Raw genomic sequence first — 20,399 nt, 5'->3', positions numbered from 1 at the left:
AGCAAAATTGCTTGTTGCCTAGAAATGATTAGTTTACATACTGTTCGATTAGCTCAACAACTTCTTCCATTGTATCGCAATCTTCTAAAGCACGTTTTGCTAATTCTTGCATGTCAGTCGTTGACAAGCGTTTCATTAAGCTACGTGTTTTCAAAACAGATGTTGCACTCATTGAGAACTCATCTAAGCCCATACCTACAAGAAGTGGCACAGCAGTTTGATCGCCCGCCATTTCTCCACACATACCAGCCCATTTGCCTTCAGCATGCGCTGAGTCGATCACGTTTTTGATCAAACGTAAAATTGATGGGTTGTATGGTTGGTACAAGTAAGACACCCGCTCGTTCATGCGGTCTGCAGCCATGGTGTATTGGATCAAGTCATTGGTACCAATACTGAAGAAGTCAACTTCCTTCGCAAACTTGTCTGCTAAGACAGCAGCTGCTGGAATTTCGATCATGATTCCGACTTGGATCTCGTTAGAAACCTCAACGCCTTCGTCAATCAATTTTTGACGCTCTTCTTCATACATTTTCTTCGCAGTACGGAACTCTTTCAATGTTGCCACCATTGGGAACATAATACGTAAGTTTCCGTGAGCAGAAGCACGTAACAACGCACGAAGTTGGGTACGGAACATGTCATCCCCAAGTTCAGATAAGCTGATACGCAATGCACGATAGCCTAAGAAAGGATTCATTTCATGAGGCAATTTTAGGTAAGGAAGTTCTTTATCGCCACCGATATCCATTGTACGGACAACCACTGGTTTGCCAGCCATTCCTTCTAAAACTGCTTTGTATGCTTTGTATTGGTCTTCTTCTGTTGGGAAATCAGGAGAATCCATGTACAAGAATTCAGTACGGTATAAACCGACTGCTTCTGCACCATTGTTGTGGACACCTTCCAAATCTTTTGGCGTTCCAATGTTCGCAGCTAATTCAAAGTGCTTGCCATCAGCGGTAACTGTTTCAGCATCTTTCAATTTTTCCCATTCTGCTTTTTGTTCTGCGTAGGCTTTCCCAGCTTCAACAAATTCAGCTGCTTGGTCATCTGTCGGGTTGACGATAACGTCACCGATAATACCGTTAACAGCTAAGATGTCGCCCGCTTTCACTTTTGCAGTGATCTCCATTGTTCCAACGATTGCTGGGATTTCAAGAGAACGTGCCATGATAGCGGAATGAGAAGTACGTCCACCGATATCTGTTACAAAAGCTTTTACAAAGTTGCGGTCTAATTGTGCAGTATCACTTGGTGTCAAGTCATGCGCAACAACGACTACTTCTTCGTTGATCATTGAAGGATTAGGCAAAGTCACATTCAGCAAATGCGCCAAGATACGTTTTGCGACATCTTTAATGTCAGCTGCCCGTTCTTGCATGTAAGCATTGTCATCCATTGCTTCAAACATACCAATATACATGTCAGTAACTTCTTTCAACGCAGCTTCTGCATTGACTTTGTTATCTGTCACGTTTTGTTTGATTTGACCAATCATCTCAGGATCTGAAAGAACCATTAAATGAGCATCAAATACTTGTGCTTCTGCTTCACCTAAAGTTTGCGCTGCTTTGTCGCGGATTTGTTGTAATTCCGCTGTTGACTTCGCTAACGCATCATCTAAGCGTGCTTCCTCTGCTGCAGTATCTTCAACTGATACTTTTGAAAAAGATAAATCAGGTTGTACTAACAGGTAGGCTTTCGCAACGGCTACACCATCACTAGCAGCAATTCCTTTTAGCATCTCAACCATTATTCAGACAAACCTTCTTTTTTCATTGTTTCTACGATTGCAGCGATTGCATCTGCTTCGTCAGCACCTTCAGCAGTGATAGTTACATCAGAACCTTGGCCAACGCCTAATGACATTACGCCCATGATTGATTTAAGGTTTACTGATTTACCTTTGTACTCTAAGTTGATATCAGAGTTGAATTTGCTTGCTGTTTGAACCAATAATGTAGCTGGACGTGCGTGAATCCCTGTCTCAGCAACTACGTGAAAATCTTTCTTTTCCATATTGATCAATCTCCTTTATGATACGTTTTTTTGTGTGAAGGCAAAATTTCCATGCATGCAATGACACCCGAAAAAAATCGCCCTTTCAACTGTTAAGATTACCATTTTTTTCCTCGATAGACAACCGTTTTCTCTTAAATAAACGATTGAAATAAATGTCCTATTTATTTTCTTGCACATAACGGTAGATGATCTTCCCATTTAAGCCCGCTTCTCCGACAAAAGAAGACCGATCTTCCAACTGGAGCCAGACATCTCTAAACGCCAGGAATTCTGGCTGTTGGACAATCAATTCTTGGATCTCTCCATTGCGCAAACGCGTTATTTCTGAAGCAAAATCTCTGTTCTCCATCCTCAATTCTCACCTCTTTCTTTCTATTATAATGGAATTACTTTTTATTTAAAAGACGCTTCTGCTAATGAAAGAGCGGCAAAAATTTTTACGAGTAAAATTCTTGCAGTCTGACAAAAAGTTAGTATAATAGAATTATGGTCAGTAAAGGTCAATAACACATTACCTCGAAGATGACCGTTTCTATGCACACAGCCCCTTTTCTTTTACAAGTGTAAAAAAGCGCCGTAAAATAAGGGTGTTGGAACAAATATGAAAGGTCGTGAATCTATGCTTTGTCAAAATTGCGGCAAAAATGAAGCGTCTATTCATTTATATGCCAGTGTCAATGGTCAAAGAAAACAACTCGATTATTGTCAAAGTTGTTACCAAAAATTAAAAGCTCAATCTGGGAATGCTGCAGCTGCAATGGCGCAAGATCCTTTTGGATTCGGCAATATTGATGATCTATTTCGTCAAATGTCTCGCCAGATGCAGCAAGGAAATACCCCTTATGAACAAACCCCTCCGACGCAAACCGGCGGTAACGGTTTTGTCGGCGGTCAGCCTCCACGCAATAACCAAGCACCTGCAGGTCTGTTAGGAGAATACGGTATCAATATTACCCAAATGGCTCGTGATGGCGAAGTCGATCCAGTCGTTGGTCGTGATTCAGAGATCAAACGAGTGATTGAGATCCTTAATCGTCGAACAAAAAACAACCCTGTGCTTATTGGTGAACCTGGGGTTGGGAAAACTGCCGTCGTTGAAGGGTTAGCCCAAAAAATCGTAGATGGCGATGTGCCACAAAAACTGATGGACAAAGAAGTCATTCGTTTGGACGTTGCGTCTCTTGTTCAAGGCACAGGTATTCGTGGACAATTTGAAGAACGCATCCAAAAATTGATTGAAGAAATCAAGCAAGCAGAAAACGTGATTTTGTTCATTGATGAAGTCCATGAAATCGTTGGCGCTGGTGCAGCTGGCGACGGAAATATGGATGCTGGAAACATCTTAAAACCAGCTCTTGCTCGTGGAGAACTACAAATGGTCGGAGCAACGACGTTAAATGAATACCGCATCATCGAAAAAGACGCTGCTTTAGAACGCCGTTTGCAACCAGTACGTGTGGATGAACCTTCTGTGGAAGAAACGATTCGCATCTTAAAAGGTTTGCAACCACGTTATGAAGATTATCATCATGTGAAATATACTGATGAAGCGATCGCAGCTGCCGCTACCCTTTCTAACCGATACATCCAAGACCGATTCTTGCCTGATAAAGCAATCGATCTACTAGATGAAACAGGTTCTAAGAAAAACTTAACGATCCAAATCGTTGATCCAAAAACGATCGAAAAGAAATTACAAGAAGCAGAAGAGCAAAAACAAGCTGCCTCTCGAGAAGAAGATTTCGAAAAAGCTGCTTACTATCGCGATCAAATCAATAAATTGCAAAAAATGAAGGAACGCCAAATCAGCGAAGAAGAAACGCCAGTCATTACCGAAAAAGACATGGAACAAATCGTTGAAGAACGGACAAATATTCCAGTTGGTGAATTGAAAGAAAAAGAACAAACGCAATTGAAAAATCTTGCGGATGACTTGAAAGCTAAAGTTATCGGACAAGATGAAGCGATCGATAAAGTAGCCAAAGCGATCCGCAGAAATCGGGTCGGTTTAGGCAAACAAAATCGTCCGATCGGCTCTTTCTTATTCGTCGGTCCAACCGGTGTCGGGAAAACCGAATTAGCAAAACAATTAGCCTATGAGATGTTTGGTTCTGAAGAATCGATGATTCGTTTCGATATGTCAGAATACATGGAAAAACACAGTGTATCCAAACTGATTGGCTCTCCTCCTGGTTACGTTGGCTATGAAGAAGCGGGTCAATTGACTGAAAAAGTTCGTCGGAATCCATATAGCCTGATTTTATTAGACGAAGTGGAAAAAGCCCATCCTGATGTATTGCATATGTTCTTGCAAATTCTCGATGATGGTCGTTTGACGGATGCCCAAGGACGTACAGTCAGCTTTAAAGATACCTTGATCATCATGACAAGTAATGCTGGAACTGGCAAAGTTGAAGCCAACGTCGGCTTTGGCGCAGCGCGTGAAGGCATCACTCGTTCCGTGTTAAATCAATTGAACAATTACTTTACGCCAGAATTTCTCAATCGCTTTGACGGGATCATTGAATTCAAGGCACTTAGCAAGGACAACTTGTTATCGATCGTGTCCCTTATGCTGCATGATGTCAATCAAACACTTAGTCATCAAAAATTGCATATCGATGTTCCACAAGACGTGCAAGAAAAACTGGTCGATCTAGGTTACAGCGCAACGATGGGTGCTCGCCCATTGCGCAGGACCATCCAAGATCAAATCGAAGACGGGATTGCTGAATATTATCTTGAGCATCCTCAAGTCCGTCAGTTAAAAGCACAATTGGAGGATTCCGATAAAATCGTTGTAACTTCAGCTGAATCCTCTGCACTTCCTGAAGAAACACCTTCTGCTGAAGACGAAAAACCATCGGAAACAGATGAACAATAACGTGTCAAAACGGTGACCAAACCGTTCGTTTTGCCAGACAACCATGTTTTGCCAAAAAATTGGGTAATTCCGAGTTGTCTGGCTTTTCTTTTGAAAAAAAACGACCTATAATGTTATTAATAAATACATAGAATGTGAGGTGAGTCTGGTGAAATTAATCAACGTTACAAACAGCCATTCTCGACTAGTATTGAATCAACTTGAAAATACCGACGCAGAACTTGTAAAGGTTTACACTGCCGGAGACACGACCGTGATCTTTACCTCAGCGCCGAACCACAATGAAATTTTGCTGATCAATAAAAAACGGAATATTCGCCCGACGGAAGTGGAAGAAATCAAAAATTACTTCTTGAAAAAATTACCTGATGGCTCCTATGATCCTGCTACGATCTCTGTGATCCAAATGCCCGAAGTGGTAGAAATCTCCATCAAAAAAACGTTGTCTTCCTCACGTTAGCTTTGCCTAATCACGTGTTTAAAAAATATCTATAAAAGGTGACTGTCGCAGCCCTCTTTTATAGATATCTTTTTTTGTCTTCTCTCCTCCTTCTTTCGCCTAGTACTTCGACCAACGCTACCTGATAGTCAAGCAAAAAAAGAGAGCGTTACGCTCTCTTTTTCAAGTATATTTATTAGAAATCATCGACTGGATCATCACATGTAGATTGTGCCAATCCTTGGTACTATGAACATTGCCAAAAAATGTAAATTTCTGCGACTCATTATGGATCAGCACGCCATCAGAAACCAGTATGTCTGAGTCTCCTAAGTTCGAACTAAAGTGAATCACATTTTCATTGTAAATTTTCAATAGTTTGTTCTTAATGACCGGAATATATTCAGGGTGGTTCAAAAGAGAAATACCAATGCGAATCGGTTCCTCTTTTTGGATAGGTAAATAAGATGCTGTAATCTGAGCGATTTTCCTTAAGAAAAGGGCTTCTTTTTCTATTACAAACGAATGGCGCTGCAAGACGGTCGCAATCAGCTCCTCCACCTCTAATACGCGTTCGTTCGTAGAGGACAAATCTTCAGTAGACACAAAACTATCCAAAAAGAGATGAAGACAGCCCCATGTATTCATCACTAATTCATAGGTAAGAAACGCTTCGATCGCTTTGGAAAGATCATACTTTTGCGACAAAACAGCCACAACATCGGCAGAAAATTCGACCAATGGATTCCCCGAGAGGTTTCGCAGCTGTTTCCCCAAAAGAAGTTTCTCTTGATCCGAGATCGTTTCAGGTATGAAGAGAAAAACCCAGAAATGATAAAAAATCTGTTCTTTCTCGATATCTTGCTGACTTCTGATCGGCAGCAGCTTGATCACTTGCTTTTCCCCATTGAGTTGCTTGATTTGCTCATAAATAGCGATGGAAGCTTCGTCTAATTCATTGACGATATAGCCCCTCAACACCGCATTCTCAATGATTGAAAACATAATGTCGTGCTTCACTTTTGTAGTTTTCAACGGCTCATATTCTTTCGCAGCTAATTCAACGCTTGCACGGGTGCGCTGATTGATGTAAACATTGCAAGCCATGATCTCAACTAAATAATGGTACATCCGCACACAAGGCTCTGCCCCTGTCAGATCAATGGAATCTGTGTTGTTATTGATAGTAATCGGGACATTTTGGATAACCAGCATTTTTTTCAGATAGCTGATCAATTTATAACAATAAGAAATACTAAAAATCAATTCTTCTGAGATGTCCACCATACGGGTCTTTCTTTTTCTTAACAAATAGGATAATAGACGATAATAAGGAGATTCTAAGAAATACTTCTTCTTTAGATTCACAAAAATATGCAGGCTTTGTTCTTCGTTTAATTCTCGTGACAAATAAACGGTTCTCTTTTTCAACAAAAAAATAGACTCGTCAAAGGTCGTAAACTCTCTCATATCTTCGGCGATTTCATTGATCAATATTTTCACCTGATACAAGGATTTGTTTATCGTTTCACATATTTTATCAAGAGACAGCTGCTTCTCCAAAATGATATTTCTAATAATAGTTAATTTATCTACCTGTTTTTTGGTTAAATAAAACCTATACAACTTTTCTATATACTCCAAAATTTTTTACCCGCCTTATTTAAAAAGTATCCTAGTTTCCAATTATAGTAAAATAAACTTAAATTTGAGCCTCATTTTTCATTAAACGGACAATTTTAATAAAAACTTCAGAAAAATCCCCTCTTCTTTAAAACAGTACGGGTGAGAAAAACTTGTAAAACGATTCTTACCTTTTATAACAAAAAATGTTGGAAACCATAAAAAGATCCTATGAATTAGCTGTTTCCATAAACTTAGAAAAATTTCGTATTCTTTCATTGATTGGTAAGTGACTTGGAGAGTAAATTCATTTTCTAGCTGGACAAACTTCTTTGAGGAATCAAGTTCATTTCAAAGAGCTTGTAATAAAATATCTTTTCTTTTTAGCCAACAATCTTTGTATTCATAAATGTTGATGATCGACAATTCATCACTCATCTCATTAATTGACCGCATAATTTCTTCATCATCCGAATCAACATTGCCAATGACATGCAAATCATAATGAATACCAGATTTATCCACGCACTCAACAATATAACTGATGACATCTCCCCAAAAATGTTCCAAGCGATGCGTGCCGCCTGCTTTTTCTAGCCTTGAACGTTCAGCGATACACAAAACGTTTTTCGAAGAGTATTGCAAGATATTGATTTCCCCTAGTGATTCGGCTAAGTAGTCAAGAACCGATTGACGATCATCGTCTTGATCCACAATTAAATTTCTCTCTATAATCGTGTTCGTTTTGTTGCTGAAAAAGCGCACAGCCAACATGGTAGCATTCTTTTGCCCTCTGAAATTTATTCTGGTTTGCAGCATTTTGATTCACTCCTTAAAAGAACTTTGATCCTCTGCTATTAAGAATATAGTAAGAGCAAGCTGATTTTTATCATCTTTTTTTCAAAAAAACTACAAATAAAATAATCATCGCCACTCTTTTTCTTTCTACTGACTAAAAGACCTGACGATTAGAAACGAGGGGCAACTTCACATAATCTAGAACGACAAAAAAACGCTTTCAAAGGCTTCTTCAAAGAGTCTGATTGTGTATTCCTAAAAAATTATGCTTCCTATTAAAATCCAGGGTTCATGAGATAGCCATCCCAAACAGTTAGTTTTTTGAGATATCTTAATAATGAAACAAACATGAACGTTTATTAAAACAGGAGTAACCCTTGATGTCTCTGTCGCGTGAAGCTAGAAGATTTGTAGGTGCAGATTACAAATTGAATAAAAACGTTAATTGATATTTTTTAAATAAGTAACTTTGATATACCTATCCAATAGGAACGCATAAATAGAATCATACTTTTCAATCCCCACCCTACTTAACTGTTCATGCGCGTAAAGCTACTTCCAAAATAGTATCTTAAAAACGATAGAAAGTTGGTTTCTATTGAATTGCAGGTGTTCACTAAAGAAATATTAAACATGAATTTTCAGAACTGGTTTCTCTGACAGCGACTGATTCAGAGCAAATTCTCAGAGACTACGAATAACATTTTTTTTCGTTTTTCAGGTCCAATCCTAGTTGGAACGACAATTCCTTCAACTCTGAGAAGGCTTTGACTTAAAATAAAAGCCAAAATATAACTCTGCAGCAAATGTACTTTCATAGTGATTATTAACGAATTGATAATTGGTAGACAGAAAGATAGGTCGACTTGATAATCAACATTATTTGACCACTAGAAGATTTAATTAAATTATTTTATAAAAAATTCAGATTATTAAAATACTTTCTACTTTTTCATTAAAAATAGCGCAAAAACGGATAATAACTTAATACACCATCATTGTATACTTTATTTAAGCAGTAAATCATCTGCAAAAATTAAAGTGAGGTTTTATTATGAAAAAAGTTATTTTGGGTACTACATTGGCAACATCTTTACTACTAGTAGGAGGAATCACTGCGTCAGCAGATGTTACTATGCCAGATGTCCCCTCTGTTCCATTTGCTGTTACTATAACAGAAGGAACATCTAGTTTTGCATTTAACGATATGAATTTAAACGGAACGTTCGAAATAAGTCCAGCATTATTTGCCAACGGAACAATGACAGGAACTATTGAAAACGTTGGGGGAACAATAACAAACTTAACTCGTTCAGTTAATAGAGTTACAATTACAGTTTCTTCTGATTCTGAAGGTATCGTAATCACCGAAAATGATGTTGTTGCCGTTGAAGCAGAAGCTATTTCCCAACCAGTAGCTACCAGCGTAAATACAACTTTCACATTCAATCGTCAAACTGCTTTGCTAGATGAAGGTGCGCCAACTATCACAGTAACTGCATCAGATACTACTGACTCAGGCAATGGCCAAGACCTTTAATTCTTAAAAAGGATAGCATATGGATAAAATATCAAAACACAGAGACTCTTTTCAAAGAGTTTCTGTGTTCTTCCTCATATTGACAATAATCGCAAATATAAATATAAGTATTGCAACAGCGAATGAGACGACGAATACTTTAAAACTATCACTTAGTGATACCGAATATGAAACATCAAGAAATACTCTTACTCTTCCTTCTGATGTTGATAAAAAGTATACATTTGAAATCAAACTGGAAAACATTGGAGTTGATGATTCATCAATAGTGGTTACTCCCTTTGCTTCAACTGCTATTTCAAGAGAATCCTCTATTTTGTACACTTCGAATACGGAGAATCTTCTCGATGATAAATACGACTTTTCAAATTATGTTACTATCGCTTCAGATGCTATAGACGAAGAGAATCAAATAGAAATTGCCCCTAATGAATCTGTTGGTGTCAGCATTACCATAAATGTTCCAGACGACATAGAGCTTGAAGGGACTGTAATGGGTGGAATTAATTTTAAGCAAATATTAGGTGTTCAAACAGCTGAAGATTCTATTAGTATTGCGTCTGCCTACGAGTCTATCATTTTTATCAACTTAATTTTTAGCGAATATGATGATATTCAAGATATTATTTATCAAGATTTCTCATTTGTTGCTCTTCAGGACACGGTAAACCTACAATTTTATGCCCTCAATTATAATCCTATTTTAGGCAACTTAAACAATGCGCTCTACGAACTAATAAACCCCAATGGAGAAACAATTGCCTCTGGGGAGTTAGCAGATTCCGTTCTTTTAACGCCGTTAACCAAATCAATAATGCAGATTCCTTTAATAGACAATAGTGAACTTATTGAAGACGAATACCGTTTAACTATAGAAACAACTAGAAAAGCGATCACGACTACTTTTTCTTATGAGAAAGAAGACTTGGATAACTTCAAAAAAGAGAACCGTCCAACGAACACTGCCGATGTTCAGACAAATAATCAAATCCTTATTTGGATTATCTTTGTTCTCGTTGTAGCGTTGGCAGCTGCAGTCATCTATATTTTTAAATCAAAAAGAAAAAGAGAGGGCTAGTGTTGTGACCCCAAAAGTTAGCTTTTACGACTAACTTTTGGAGGTCGCTTCAAAGCTCCTTTTTTTAGTACCACCAATTAGTCACAAACTTATTCAGCAAAAGCACTTTTCACCTAGTATTAGAAAAAGATGTGCAAAAAAACCGCTCCTATTCAGCTAAGCGGTTTTTCCTACACTAGTTTTAAACATATCTTTTATCAAAAATCACTTCTTTTATAAAAATTGTCGCTATCTCGTACTGGCACTCTTCCTCTAAACGATCCTCATGGACAGTATCATCATTGATATACTCAAGTGATTCTTCTTGGCTGAATGAATCATTCTCTAATGAGTCTTCTTCCTCTGGGCGTTCAGATTCATCTTCAATGCCGTCGTCTTCTTGCTTTTCATCCTCTTGGTCTTCATCTGTCAAGTTTTCATCCGATGTCTCTTCTTTTTCCTCATCCGACTGATTCATTTTTATATCTTTCGTAAAGGTCTCTGAATCATCAATTGCTGTAAAAGTGACTGATAGGTAGTACTCAGAGTTAGAATCAAGATATTCCTTTATGTTCAATGTTGCAGCTACGTTAAGAATCATTGATGCTTCATCAGCATCCTCAATCTGAATGATCATCTCTTCCGAACCGTTCACGCTGTTTAGTTCTGCTGAAAATCCTTCTCCGACAGCCGTGATCGTTACGTCAAAAGCACCTTCACTGCCGTTGCTATTGACAGACAGCTGAAGATCTTGTGTGGTTTTCAACAAATAATAGTGTTCGTCCTTAAAGTCAATCGTGTTCAAATCAAAAATCAAAGTTTCGGAAACCTCATCAGCTGCAGCCTCTATTGTTGGAAAGAAAAATATCGCCGAAAATATGAATAACAAACTTTTTAGCACTACCTGATCCCCTTTCTTCTTTCAGAAATCACTTTTATTTAACAAATAATCATTCGCTTTAGCAAAATCGATAGATAGATAACTGTAAACTAGCAATAAGACTAATTCATTTTTTGAGTCGCGAAGCCATGGTACACCAACTGAAAACTTAAACCATCTGTTAGAAGTGCTTCAAATGAAGTTTCAAGGGCAATCACCGATTCATGCTCAGATAAAGAAAGCTTAGGCTTCACTAATAGCATCTGACAAAAAGAACATGTCCCTCGATCAAATGAATAAACGACCTCTATCACTGGCAATCTATTCTGTGCTTTCCCCCTACTTTCAAACAAGGAGAAAATTTCCTGAACCATCAAATGTGCCTATGATATTTTTCTATTCATTTCAAGTGTATTTCCTTGTGGTCACCTTTAATACTACGCTCTTTTTCCGACTCATTTTTATCTTCTTTTAAAAGAATGGTTATAAATTAGGATAATTGTCTAATCATTGGACGATTGCCCCCAATCATGCAACCTTCCTTCTGTATCAAAAGCACGTTTTCAGCAAAAAAAAGCCCCTTCTTATCCATTTGGATAAGAAAGGACTTTCTACGATCGTTCAATTAAAAAGATCAGCCTTACGTACAAAGTTGCGCATACCTAGACAGTCTCGCGGGAAACAGCTCTTACATCAAGCTCTTCAATTCGACATCTGGGTACTTGTCAGCGAACCAACGCATTGCAAATTGATTTTCAAATAAGAACAATGGTTGATCGAAACGATCTTTCGCTAAAATATTACGGCTTGAGCTCATGCGCTCATCTAAGTCTTTCGGATCGATCCAGCGAGCGATCTTGTGGCCCATTGGGGTCATAATGACTTCGGCATTGTACTCATTCATCATGCGATATTGGAAAACTTCAAATTGCAGTTGCCCGACAGCACCGATGATATACTCATCACTCAGATACGTCTTGTACAACTGGATAGCCCCTTCTTGGACCAACTGATAGATTCCTTTGTGGAAAGATTTTTGTTTCATCACATTTTTTGCAGTGACTTTCATAAAGAGTTCCGGAGTAAACGATGGTAGCTCTTCGTAAGCAACTTTTAGTTTTCCTTCATAGATCGTATCGCCAATTTGATAATTTCCCGTGTCATAGACACCAATGATATCTCCAGCGACTGCTTCTTCAATATTTTCACGGGTATCTGCCATAAATTGTGTCACATTGCTGAGTTTCATTTTTTTGCCAGTACGTTCTAAAGTAACGTCCATGCCTCGTTCAAAGGTTCCTGAACAAATGCGGACAAAGGCGATCCGGTCACGATGGGCAGGGTTCATATTTGCTTGGATCTTGAACACAAACCCGGACATTTCTGGTTCATAAGGACTGACTTCATCACCAGCCAAAGTTTTGTGACCATAAGGTGCTGGTGCAAAGGACAAGAAGGTTTCCAAAAAGGTCTGTACACCGAAATTCGTAAGGGCGGAACCAAAGAACACGGGTGTTTGATCGCCTCGCGCGATTTTTTCTGTATCAAAGGCATCGCCAGCATCTTGCAGTAATTCTACTTCTTCTAAAACTTGTTGGAACAGCCCATCTTCGGCAAATGGATGATCTGCAGGAAATTGACCATTTTCATCTAGGGCAACTAAACGTTCCCCACCGTGATTGTCTGGACGATAAAATTCGACCCGTTGGTTATGGATATCATACAGTCCTTCTAAGCCTTTCCCCATGCCGATCGGCCAATTCATTGGAAATGATTCGATCTCTAAAAGATCTTCTAGTTCTTCTAATAATTCTAATGGTTCGCGGCCATCACGGTCGAGTTTATTGATAAAGGTAAAAATCGGAATACCGCGTTTTTTAACGACCTGGAAGAGTTTTTTCGTTTGCGCTTCGATCCCTTTTGCGCTATCGATCACCATGACCGCGCTATCCACCGCCATCAAGGTACGGTAGGTATCTTCAGAAAAGTCCTCATGCCCAGGGGTATCTAAAATATTGACCCGTTTGCCTTGGTAATCAAACTGCATAACAGAACTGGTAACGGAGATCCCCCGTTGTTTTTCAATTTCCATCCAGTCGGACTTTGCGAAATTCCCAGTCTTTTTCCCTTTGACCGTACCAGCTTGGCGAATCGCGCCACCGAATAATAATAATTGTTCTGTGATGGTTGTTTTCCCCGCATCCGGGTGGGAAATAATCGCAAAGGTACGGCGACTATCTACTTGTTGTTTTAATTTTGGATTATCCATTGATTCTATTGCTCCATTTCTTGTATTTACAATGCGAACAGTGTCTATTTTAACCTGTCGCTAGTTTTCTGACCAAATCAGTATATCATGGATAAGGGTGATAAAAAAGCAAAAAAAGACAAGAACCCCCTTCGACTACTCTCTTTTACAGAGTTAGGCAAAGGGCGTTCTTTCCATTTGATAGAAATAAATTAAAATGCTGGCAATAAGGTATCGCTATGGTCGTTTTCTAAAAATTCGCGAACTTTATCGCTAGTCATGGTACGGCGCAAGACGGCGATTTTTTCAGAATCTTGATTGTCTTCTCGAGCAACCAATGAGATAGCAAAGCGATCATCAATCGTTTTTTCTAAGAAAAGTGCATCAGCTGGTTTCAAACCGATTTTCGCAATATAGGTTGGGTAGTTGTATACCAAGGATACATTCGGCTCATCATAGGCTTCCGCAAGATTCAGTAAATCAACAGATAACCATTCAAAATTTTTCGGATTTTCGGTAACGTCTTTAAGTGTTCCATTGACACCAACGCCTTCTTTAAGAGTGATCAACCCTTCTTCTGCTAAAATCGCTAACGCTCGACCTTCATTGGACACATCATTCGGCAATGCGACTTTCGTTCCTTCTGGAATATCATTGATATCCGTATACTCTTTGGAATAAAAACCGACTTTTGCATTGTAGATTTTATCTAATGCCACTAGGTTTGCATCTTTTTCTTCATTATACATTTGCATATATGGTTCATGTTGCGCAAAGTTGGCATCGACCTCGTCATTATTCAGCAGCTCATTGTACTGGATATTGTCATTGACTTGGACCAACTGGATTTCCCAGCCATCTTCCACTGCTTCCGCTGCAACCTTTACGACATCGGTCATTGGTGTCGTTTGCGAAGCGACCTTGATGATTTTCTCTTCGCTCGCCTCATCCGAACTCGTACCGCAAGCCCCCAATACACCTAATGCCAATACACTCAATCCTAAAACAAATCTTTTTTTCACTTTCATTCCTCCTATTTTCGTTTATCAAGTTTTCTTGCTGCTTGATTGCCAATCCCTTGCAGGATAAAGACCAAAAGAATCATGATGATAATTGCAAAATACATGACGCCATATTCGTAGCGTTGATAGCCATAGCGGATCGCAAAATCGCCGATACCGCCGCCGCCAACGATCCCCATCACCGTCGAATAAGAAACCATACTGACTGCCGTCGTCGTTAAAGATAAAATCAAGCCGCTTCTAGCTTCCACCAGTAAAAACGACCAAACGTATTGCCATTGACTGACGCCAAGGGATTTCGCCAAGTAAGAAACTTCTTCTGGGACATCCAGCAGTACTTGCTCCGTCAAACGAGCAAAAATACTCATAGCAACGATGCTCAAAGGGAAACTGGCGGGAATTGGTCCAAATGAGCTACCTAAAAGCATTCGCGTCAGTGGAATCAAGGCTACGACAAATAATAGAAACGGAAACGAGCGGATAATCGTCACAACGAGATTCAAACCCTCATAAAGAAATGAGATTTTTTTCCCACGACTGCGGCTAAGAAAGAGCCAGACACCTAGCGGTAGTCCTAAGACAATGGCTGCGAGCATCGAAATCCCCATCATGATCGCTGTTTCTTTCAAAGACTGAAGTAATTCAGGTAAATAATACAAAATACTCTCACTGATCGTCATGCAGCAAACTCCTCTCCACTTTGTCCACATAAGAGCTTTCTTTGCGGACAATTGGCTGCGGATGATTGACAAATTCCGCTGCAAAGACGGCATCTTCCAATACAAACACACGTTGACAAATTTGTCTGACTGCGGTTAGCTCATGACTAACGAAAATGACTGCTGGCTGAAACGTCTGTTGAACTTTTTGCAGTAAAGCAAGTACATCGGCTTTCGTATCTTCATCCAGCGCACTAGTGGGTTCGTCACACAGCAAGATTTTCGGCTCACGGATCAACGCCCGTGCGATAGCTACTCGTTGTTTCTCCCCACCGCTCAACTTGGCTGGATAAATGTCGACTTTGTCTTCCATCCCAACAAATGAAAGCATCTCCAACACCTTCTCCGATGATTTCCCTATTAACTTCAAGGGCAAATAGACATTTTCAAAAACGGTTCGATTGTGTAACAGATTGTAATTTTGAAAAATCATGCCGATTTCCTGCTGCGCATGTAGCAGTTGCTTTTTGTTTAAGGGATCGATTCGTTTCCCGTCAAAGAGCAGCTCCCCACTGTCAGGTGTCTCAATTAAGTTCAAAAGCCGAAGCAACGTTGATTTCCCCGAGCCGCTTTTACCGACGACCCCAACAATTTCCCCCGGCTGAACAGCAAAAGAGAGACCATCTAGGACGCTTCGATCGTAACGCTTTGTAATGTTGATGGCTTCTAGCATCTTTTTTCCTCCTAATCAAACAGCAACGCAAGAAATTCAGCGTTAGTCATCTGATGGATAAATTGCTCGATGGCAATATCCTTTAGCAAGCGGCTAATGGTGTTTTGTTCAAAATCAATACCTCGTAGCATCGCTTCAAGTTCACTGATCTCTTTTTGTCCAAAAAAATCACCGGTAATTTGAATCGCTGCAATCTTGCCTTTGTTGACAGTAAAATCGACTTCAACGATCCCAACCTGCGCAAACCGCTTTCTTTTTTGCCATTCAAAAGCAGGCGCTTCATTAAAAATCCACTCATTGTTCGCGTAACGTTCTTCAAACAACGTTTGGATCGCTTGGCGATCCGCATCCGTCAAGACGATCTCTTGCTCACTGATTTCATCAATCGATTCTACTTCATAGATTCGGCAAAGGAGTGTATCTCGAAATTCCTTGGTATCCATTGATTGGTATTGCTCTGCCAAAAAGGGCTTGATATTCGTCACACTTTTCCGAACTGATTTCGTTGCTTTAGAAGCAATTTTTTCTTGGGCAACATGTAGAACTTTCGTCAATTCTTCTAGATCCACATCATACATCAATGTGCCATGGGAATACGTCCGGCCTTTTTTTGTATACATCGCATTGCCAGAAAACTTTTTCCCATCAATGAACAGATCATTACGGCCATGTACTTCAACATCCTTGGCTCCCATTGCCGCTAAGCCTTTCATGATAGGTTGTGTTGCACTTTGATAGTCACCAAAGCTCGTGGCATCTTTTTTGGTGACAAAACTAAAACTCATATTGCCTAGATCGTCATAAACCGCTCCACCACCAGACGTTCTGCGAGTCAACACGATATTGCGACTCCTTAAATAGTCAAAATCAATCTCTTGATACGCATTTTGATTTCTGCCGATTATAACACATGGTTTTTGTATGTATAACAGAAGACAAGGTTCTGAAACATCTACGTTATTCATTAAATACTCTTCAGTTGCCAAATTGTAACGGATATCATCACTAAGCATACGGTAAAATTTCATTTCAAGCCCCTCGTTCTTATTAGATTTCTATGGATATTCTCGCTTTTCTTACGGAAAATTGCAATCAAAGTGCTTAACGATAAGATACACGTGTTTTTTTATCTGTTTTTAAACTGTATTATTGATTAGATTTATCGTAACCGTTTCTTACAAACAAATCAAGGGGAATAAGTAAAAAAAAAGGAACAAAAAAGACCAAAGCAGTTGCCTTGGTCTTTCTTATTCCATTCATGCGGAACTTTAACGGCGAGGTTCATCTTCCTCAAAATCTTTGCGGAAATAGCGGCGTTCTTCTTCTGGTTCCACTTCGCCTTCTTCTGGATCATGGAAGATTACACGGATCTTCAAGACACGTGATCCTTCCATTTCTTCAGAAATCAATTTCACGTTATCGACTTCAAAGGAAAGTTTTTCTCCTTCATCTGGAATCATTCCTAAAGCAGTGATCAAGTAGCCTGCCATCGTATCGACGTCGCTCATATGCAAGCTCATATTGAAAGCTTCATTGAAATCATCGATCAGCATCCGACCTTGGATCACATATTCTTTATCAGAGATTTTTTCATAAAGCTCTTCGACCTCATCGGATTCATCATCGATCTCACCGACGATTTCTTCAAGCAAGTCTTCTAACGTAACTAACCCAACGACTCCGCCGTATTCATCAAGCAAGATCGCCATTTGGTTTTGGGTTTTCTTTAATTCATAAAGCAAATCATCGATAAAGACTGTTTCTGGAACAAACAATGGTTCTTGCAAGATCTGCTTGATGTCCATTGTTTCAAAGCCGTATTTGTAGGCACATTTCAAGAGATTTTTGGTATGCAAAATCCCAACGACTTTGTCTTTATCTTCATTATATACAGGAATACGAGAATAATTTTCTGCTAAAATTTCAGTCAAAATTTCTTCTACTGAGTCATTGATATCCACCATAAAGGCAGAGGTTCGGGGAACCATGACTTCACGGGCGACTTTCGTATCTAATGAAAAGATCCCTTGCAGCATCTCTAATTCATCTTCTTCAAAGACCCCTTCTGTTTCCAACATATACCGCATTTCATCACGGGTCATCTTTGTGTCTTCATCGTCAAATTCCATTGGAGTGATCCGCGCCAATAAGCTTGTTGAAGCAGATAAGAACCAGACGAAGGGCTTTGCAATAATCCCGATCGTTCGAATCACACCAGAAGTGAACTGGGCAACTTCTTCTGATTTGTTCATGGCGATACGTTTTGGATACAACTCACCGAAAACGATCGACACATAGGTCAAAATCGCTAAAACGATAATGTTCGCTAAGCTTTTAGCCGCCGTTCCTCCACCTAATAAAGGTGCCAGACGGGTCGATAAGGTATCTGCCAGAGATGCCCCAGATAAGATATTCACCAAGGTAATCCCAACTTGGATCGTTGACAAGAAATTTGTTGGATTATCAATGATTTTCAATAATTTTTGTGATTTGACATTTCCTTCTTCCGCTTTTTGCTCCACACGGTTTTTGTTGACTGAGACGACTGCGATCTCAGAGGCCGCTAGAAAAGCGTTGATCAATGTCAAAACGATCAATAATAAAATTTGCGCTAGAAGCGACTGACTCTCGGGGTCAGCATTCATAATAGCATTCTCTCCTTATTTTTTCATATTCTAAAAAAAATCGTGGGCTTAGCCCACGATAAAATCCTATCACAAAGTTTTTTTCTTTGCAATAAAAAACACCAGTCATTGATTACTCGATCAACCGTTCTTGATTTTTCTTGATTTTGTCATCTTTGATCAGACGAACAATAAAGACCACGATCGTCCGACAAATTGCGTAAAACGGTACTCCTAAGAAAATTCCCAGCAAACCTGCCAGATTTCCAGCGACCAATAAAACCAAGATAATCGTTAATGGATGGATCGCTAATGATTTTCCGATCACATTCGGGTAGATAACATTTCCATCTAATTGTTGGACGACTAGTACCACGACACAGCACAGCAATGCGCGGAATGGTTCATCAAACACCGTCACTAAGACCGCTGGAATCAAGCCAAGATACGGACCTAAATAAGGAATCAAGTTTGTGACCCCTGCGATCACCCCAAAAAGAAAGGCATAGTTGACGCCGATCATCCAGTACCCAATAAACGTGAAGGTAGCGACAAAAATACATTCGATCGCTTGCCCACTGATGTAATTGGATAGTGTCTTGTTTAAGTCACCTAGCAACCCAACAATCTGATCTCGTCTTCTTTCTGGAAAGACTGTTTTCAGATTAGGAACTAGCTTTTCTCCATCCTTCAACATGTAGAAAAGGATGAATGGAACTGTAACGATGATCATCGTCGCGGAAGCAATCGTACTGACGATCGATCCTAAGCTAGTGGATAATCCACTAAGAAACTGCTGCAGCAAAGAACCATAAGAAAGATTTAGGTTTTCTAACTGCTGCGCGATATCGATTTGTTTGAAAAATGGATCATCTGCGATTCTTGAGATCCAGCTTTCCATATTTTTGGCAAATGTTGGAATATTTTCCGCCAATGAAGTAATCTGACTCACCAGATTAGGAATAACGCTGACGAAAATCAAGATGATTGCTGCTACTAATAACAATAGAACCAATATGACAGCAAACAGTCGTTTTATTTTTGTGGTTTTCATCAAAAATAGGACGATTGGATTTAGCAGGTAATACAGAAAGCCAGCAATCAATACTGGTGCAAATAAAGTAGAAAAAAACGTGCCGATCGGTGCAAATAGAAAATTGACTTTACTTAACACAAACACGAGTGTCACTAAAACCAATGCTTCCAATGACCAAAAGAACAGTTTTGATTGTTTGAATTTGTCGAACAAAAGATTCCCTCCCTTTTTTATAACATTATAGTTGATTTTTTTAAAAAAAGCTTGCGACTTTAGCCGCAAAAAAAAGAAATTTGTAAAAAAAGTGGTATACTAATAAAAATAACGGAGAAATCATAGCTGAGGTGAGTTTTTTTATGCATATCGCACAAACAAAAGATACGCTAAGTGAGATCTATTTGGCGTCATTGAAAATACGAAATCAAGTGTTCGTAAAAGAGCAAGGGGTTCCATTAGCATTAGAAGTAGATGAAAATGAGGCATTGGCTGTTCATTTCGTCTTATATGACGATGACAATGAAGCAGTCGCAACCTTACGTTTTTTACCGATCTCTGATCATGAGGTGAAATTACAGCGAATGGCGGTGCCAGCTGCTCATCGAGGTTCAGGCTACGGCAGACAGTTGATCGAGGGAGCGGAAGCTTTCATTCAAAAACAAGGAATCAAAAAAGTCACGTTAGGGGCACAGTTAACTGCCAAAGAATTTTACTTGAAGTTAGGTTATCAGCCTGAAGGCGATGTCTTTTTAGACGCGGATATGCCCCATATCAAAATGAGCAAAACCTTGTAACGAGCAGTGATTACTTAAAACAGCGACCACAAAACAGATC

18 protein-coding genes are annotated in these 20,399 nt (G+C 39.4%); 5 read left to right on the top strand and 13 right to left on the bottom strand.

The window, feature by feature from the left end:
- Window positions 1–28: 28 nt before the first annotated feature.
- From ptsP to A5878_RS07335, 3 genes are all read right to left on the bottom strand, one after another.
- On the bottom strand, window positions 29–1,756 hold the full coding sequence (ptsP, locus tag A5878_RS07350; protein ID WP_005225882.1) for a phosphoenolpyruvate--protein phosphotransferase: 1,728 nt from the start codon (window positions 1,754–1,756) through the stop codon (window positions 29–31).
- Window positions 1,756–2,022: a phosphocarrier protein HPr gene (locus A5878_RS07345; protein ID WP_003126335.1), complete on the bottom strand. Its 267-nt coding sequence runs from the start codon at window positions 2,020–2,022 to the stop codon at window positions 1,756–1,758. The genes ptsP and A5878_RS07345 overlap by 1 nt, the downstream gene beginning before the upstream one ends.
- A gap of 160 nt (window positions 2,023–2,182) precedes the next feature.
- Window positions 2,183–2,374 carry a hypothetical protein gene (locus tag A5878_RS07335; protein ID WP_005225880.1) on the bottom strand — a complete coding sequence of 64 codons (192 nt, stop codon included), beginning with the start codon at window positions 2,372–2,374 and terminating at the stop codon, window positions 2,183–2,185.
- A 270-nt stretch (window positions 2,375–2,644) separates the two neighbouring features.
- Between A5878_RS07335 and A5878_RS07330 the strand changes: the two genes are divergently transcribed.
- Both A5878_RS07330 and A5878_RS07325 read left to right on the top strand, forming a co-directional pair.
- Entirely contained in the window at window positions 2,645–4,909 is a 2,265-nt protein-coding gene (locus tag A5878_RS07330) for an ATP-dependent Clp protease ATP-binding subunit (RefSeq protein WP_179190657.1), read from the top strand.
- A 148-nt stretch (window positions 4,910–5,057) separates the two neighbouring features.
- On the top strand, window positions 5,058–5,369 hold the full coding sequence (locus tag A5878_RS07325) for a DUF1827 family protein (RefSeq protein ID WP_005225878.1): 312 nt from the start codon (window positions 5,058–5,060) through the stop codon (window positions 5,367–5,369).
- A gap of 162 nt (window positions 5,370–5,531) precedes the next feature.
- Here the strand turns inward: A5878_RS07325 and A5878_RS07320 are convergent, their stop codons facing one another.
- On the bottom strand, window positions 5,532–6,851 hold the full coding sequence (locus A5878_RS07320; RefSeq protein ID WP_225582179.1) for a helix-turn-helix domain-containing protein: 1,320 nt from the start codon (window positions 6,849–6,851) through the stop codon (window positions 5,532–5,534).
- 471 nt (window positions 6,852–7,322) lie between these two features.
- Window positions 7,323–7,790 carry a hypothetical protein gene (locus tag A5878_RS07315; RefSeq protein ID WP_086295177.1) on the bottom strand — a complete coding sequence of 156 codons (468 nt, stop codon included), beginning with the start codon at window positions 7,788–7,790 and terminating at the stop codon, window positions 7,323–7,325.
- Window positions 7,791–8,823: 1,033 nt separating this feature from the next.
- Here A5878_RS07315 and A5878_RS07310 point away from each other — a divergent pair.
- Window positions 8,824–9,309 carry a hypothetical protein gene (locus tag A5878_RS07310; RefSeq protein ID WP_086295175.1) on the top strand — a complete coding sequence of 162 codons (486 nt, stop codon included), beginning with the start codon at window positions 8,824–8,826 and terminating at the stop codon, window positions 9,307–9,309.
- Between the two features lie 19 nt (window positions 9,310–9,328).
- The gene (locus tag A5878_RS07305) at window positions 9,329–10,387 is read left to right on the top strand and encodes a WxL protein peptidoglycan domain-containing protein (RefSeq protein WP_086295173.1); all 1,059 of its coding nucleotides are present in this window, start codon (window positions 9,329–9,331) and stop codon (window positions 10,385–10,387) included.
- A 181-nt stretch (window positions 10,388–10,568) separates the two neighbouring features.
- Here A5878_RS07305 and A5878_RS07300 read toward each other — a convergent pair whose 3' ends face one another.
- The 8 genes from A5878_RS07300 to A5878_RS07260 form a co-directional block, all read right to left on the bottom strand.
- Window positions 10,569–11,267, bottom strand: coding sequence for a hypothetical protein (locus tag A5878_RS07300; RefSeq protein ID WP_086295171.1), 699 nt, complete (start codon window positions 11,265–11,267; stop codon window positions 10,569–10,571).
- Window positions 11,268–11,934: 667 nt separating this feature from the next.
- Window positions 11,935–13,515: a peptide chain release factor 3 gene (locus tag A5878_RS07290; protein WP_086295167.1), complete on the bottom strand. Its 1,581-nt coding sequence runs from the start codon at window positions 13,513–13,515 to the stop codon at window positions 11,935–11,937.
- A 191-nt stretch (window positions 13,516–13,706) separates the two neighbouring features.
- Window positions 13,707–14,522 carry a MetQ/NlpA family ABC transporter substrate-binding protein gene (locus A5878_RS07285; protein WP_086295165.1) on the bottom strand — a complete coding sequence of 272 codons (816 nt, stop codon included), beginning with the start codon at window positions 14,520–14,522 and terminating at the stop codon, window positions 13,707–13,709.
- Between the two features lie 5 nt (window positions 14,523–14,527).
- Complete coding sequence (locus tag A5878_RS07280; RefSeq protein WP_010748069.1) at window positions 14,528–15,196, bottom strand: methionine ABC transporter permease; 669 nt, start codon at window positions 15,194–15,196, stop codon at window positions 14,528–14,530.
- Window positions 15,183–15,908: an ATP-binding cassette domain-containing protein gene (locus A5878_RS07275; protein WP_086295162.1), complete on the bottom strand. Its 726-nt coding sequence runs from the start codon at window positions 15,906–15,908 to the stop codon at window positions 15,183–15,185. The genes A5878_RS07280 and A5878_RS07275 overlap by 14 nt, the downstream gene beginning before the upstream one ends.
- Before the next feature lie 11 nt (window positions 15,909–15,919).
- Window positions 15,920–16,936, bottom strand: coding sequence for a lipoate--protein ligase (locus A5878_RS07270; protein ID WP_086295160.1), 1,017 nt, complete (start codon window positions 16,934–16,936; stop codon window positions 15,920–15,922).
- Window positions 16,937–17,176: 240 nt separating this feature from the next.
- Window positions 17,177–18,553 carry a hemolysin family protein gene (locus A5878_RS07265; RefSeq protein WP_005225867.1) on the bottom strand — a complete coding sequence of 459 codons (1,377 nt, stop codon included), beginning with the start codon at window positions 18,551–18,553 and terminating at the stop codon, window positions 17,177–17,179.
- Between the two features lie 112 nt (window positions 18,554–18,665).
- On the bottom strand, window positions 18,666–19,781 hold the full coding sequence (locus tag A5878_RS07260; protein ID WP_010748066.1) for an AI-2E family transporter: 1,116 nt from the start codon (window positions 19,779–19,781) through the stop codon (window positions 18,666–18,668).
- A 143-nt stretch (window positions 19,782–19,924) separates the two neighbouring features.
- Between A5878_RS07260 and A5878_RS07255 the strand changes: the two genes are divergently transcribed.
- Entirely contained in the window at window positions 19,925–20,359 is a 435-nt protein-coding gene (locus tag A5878_RS07255; RefSeq protein WP_086295158.1) for a GNAT family N-acetyltransferase, read from the top strand.
- The last annotated feature ends 40 nt before the right edge of the window (window positions 20,360–20,399 follow it).

This window comes from Enterococcus sp. 3G6_DIV0642 (assembly GCF_002140635.1).
Taxonomy (GTDB): Bacteria; Bacillota; Bacilli; order Lactobacillales; family Enterococcaceae; genus Enterococcus_D; species Enterococcus_D casseliflavus.
Note: the sequence above shows the minus strand (reverse complement) of the source record. Positions and strands in the feature narration are given on the sequence as shown.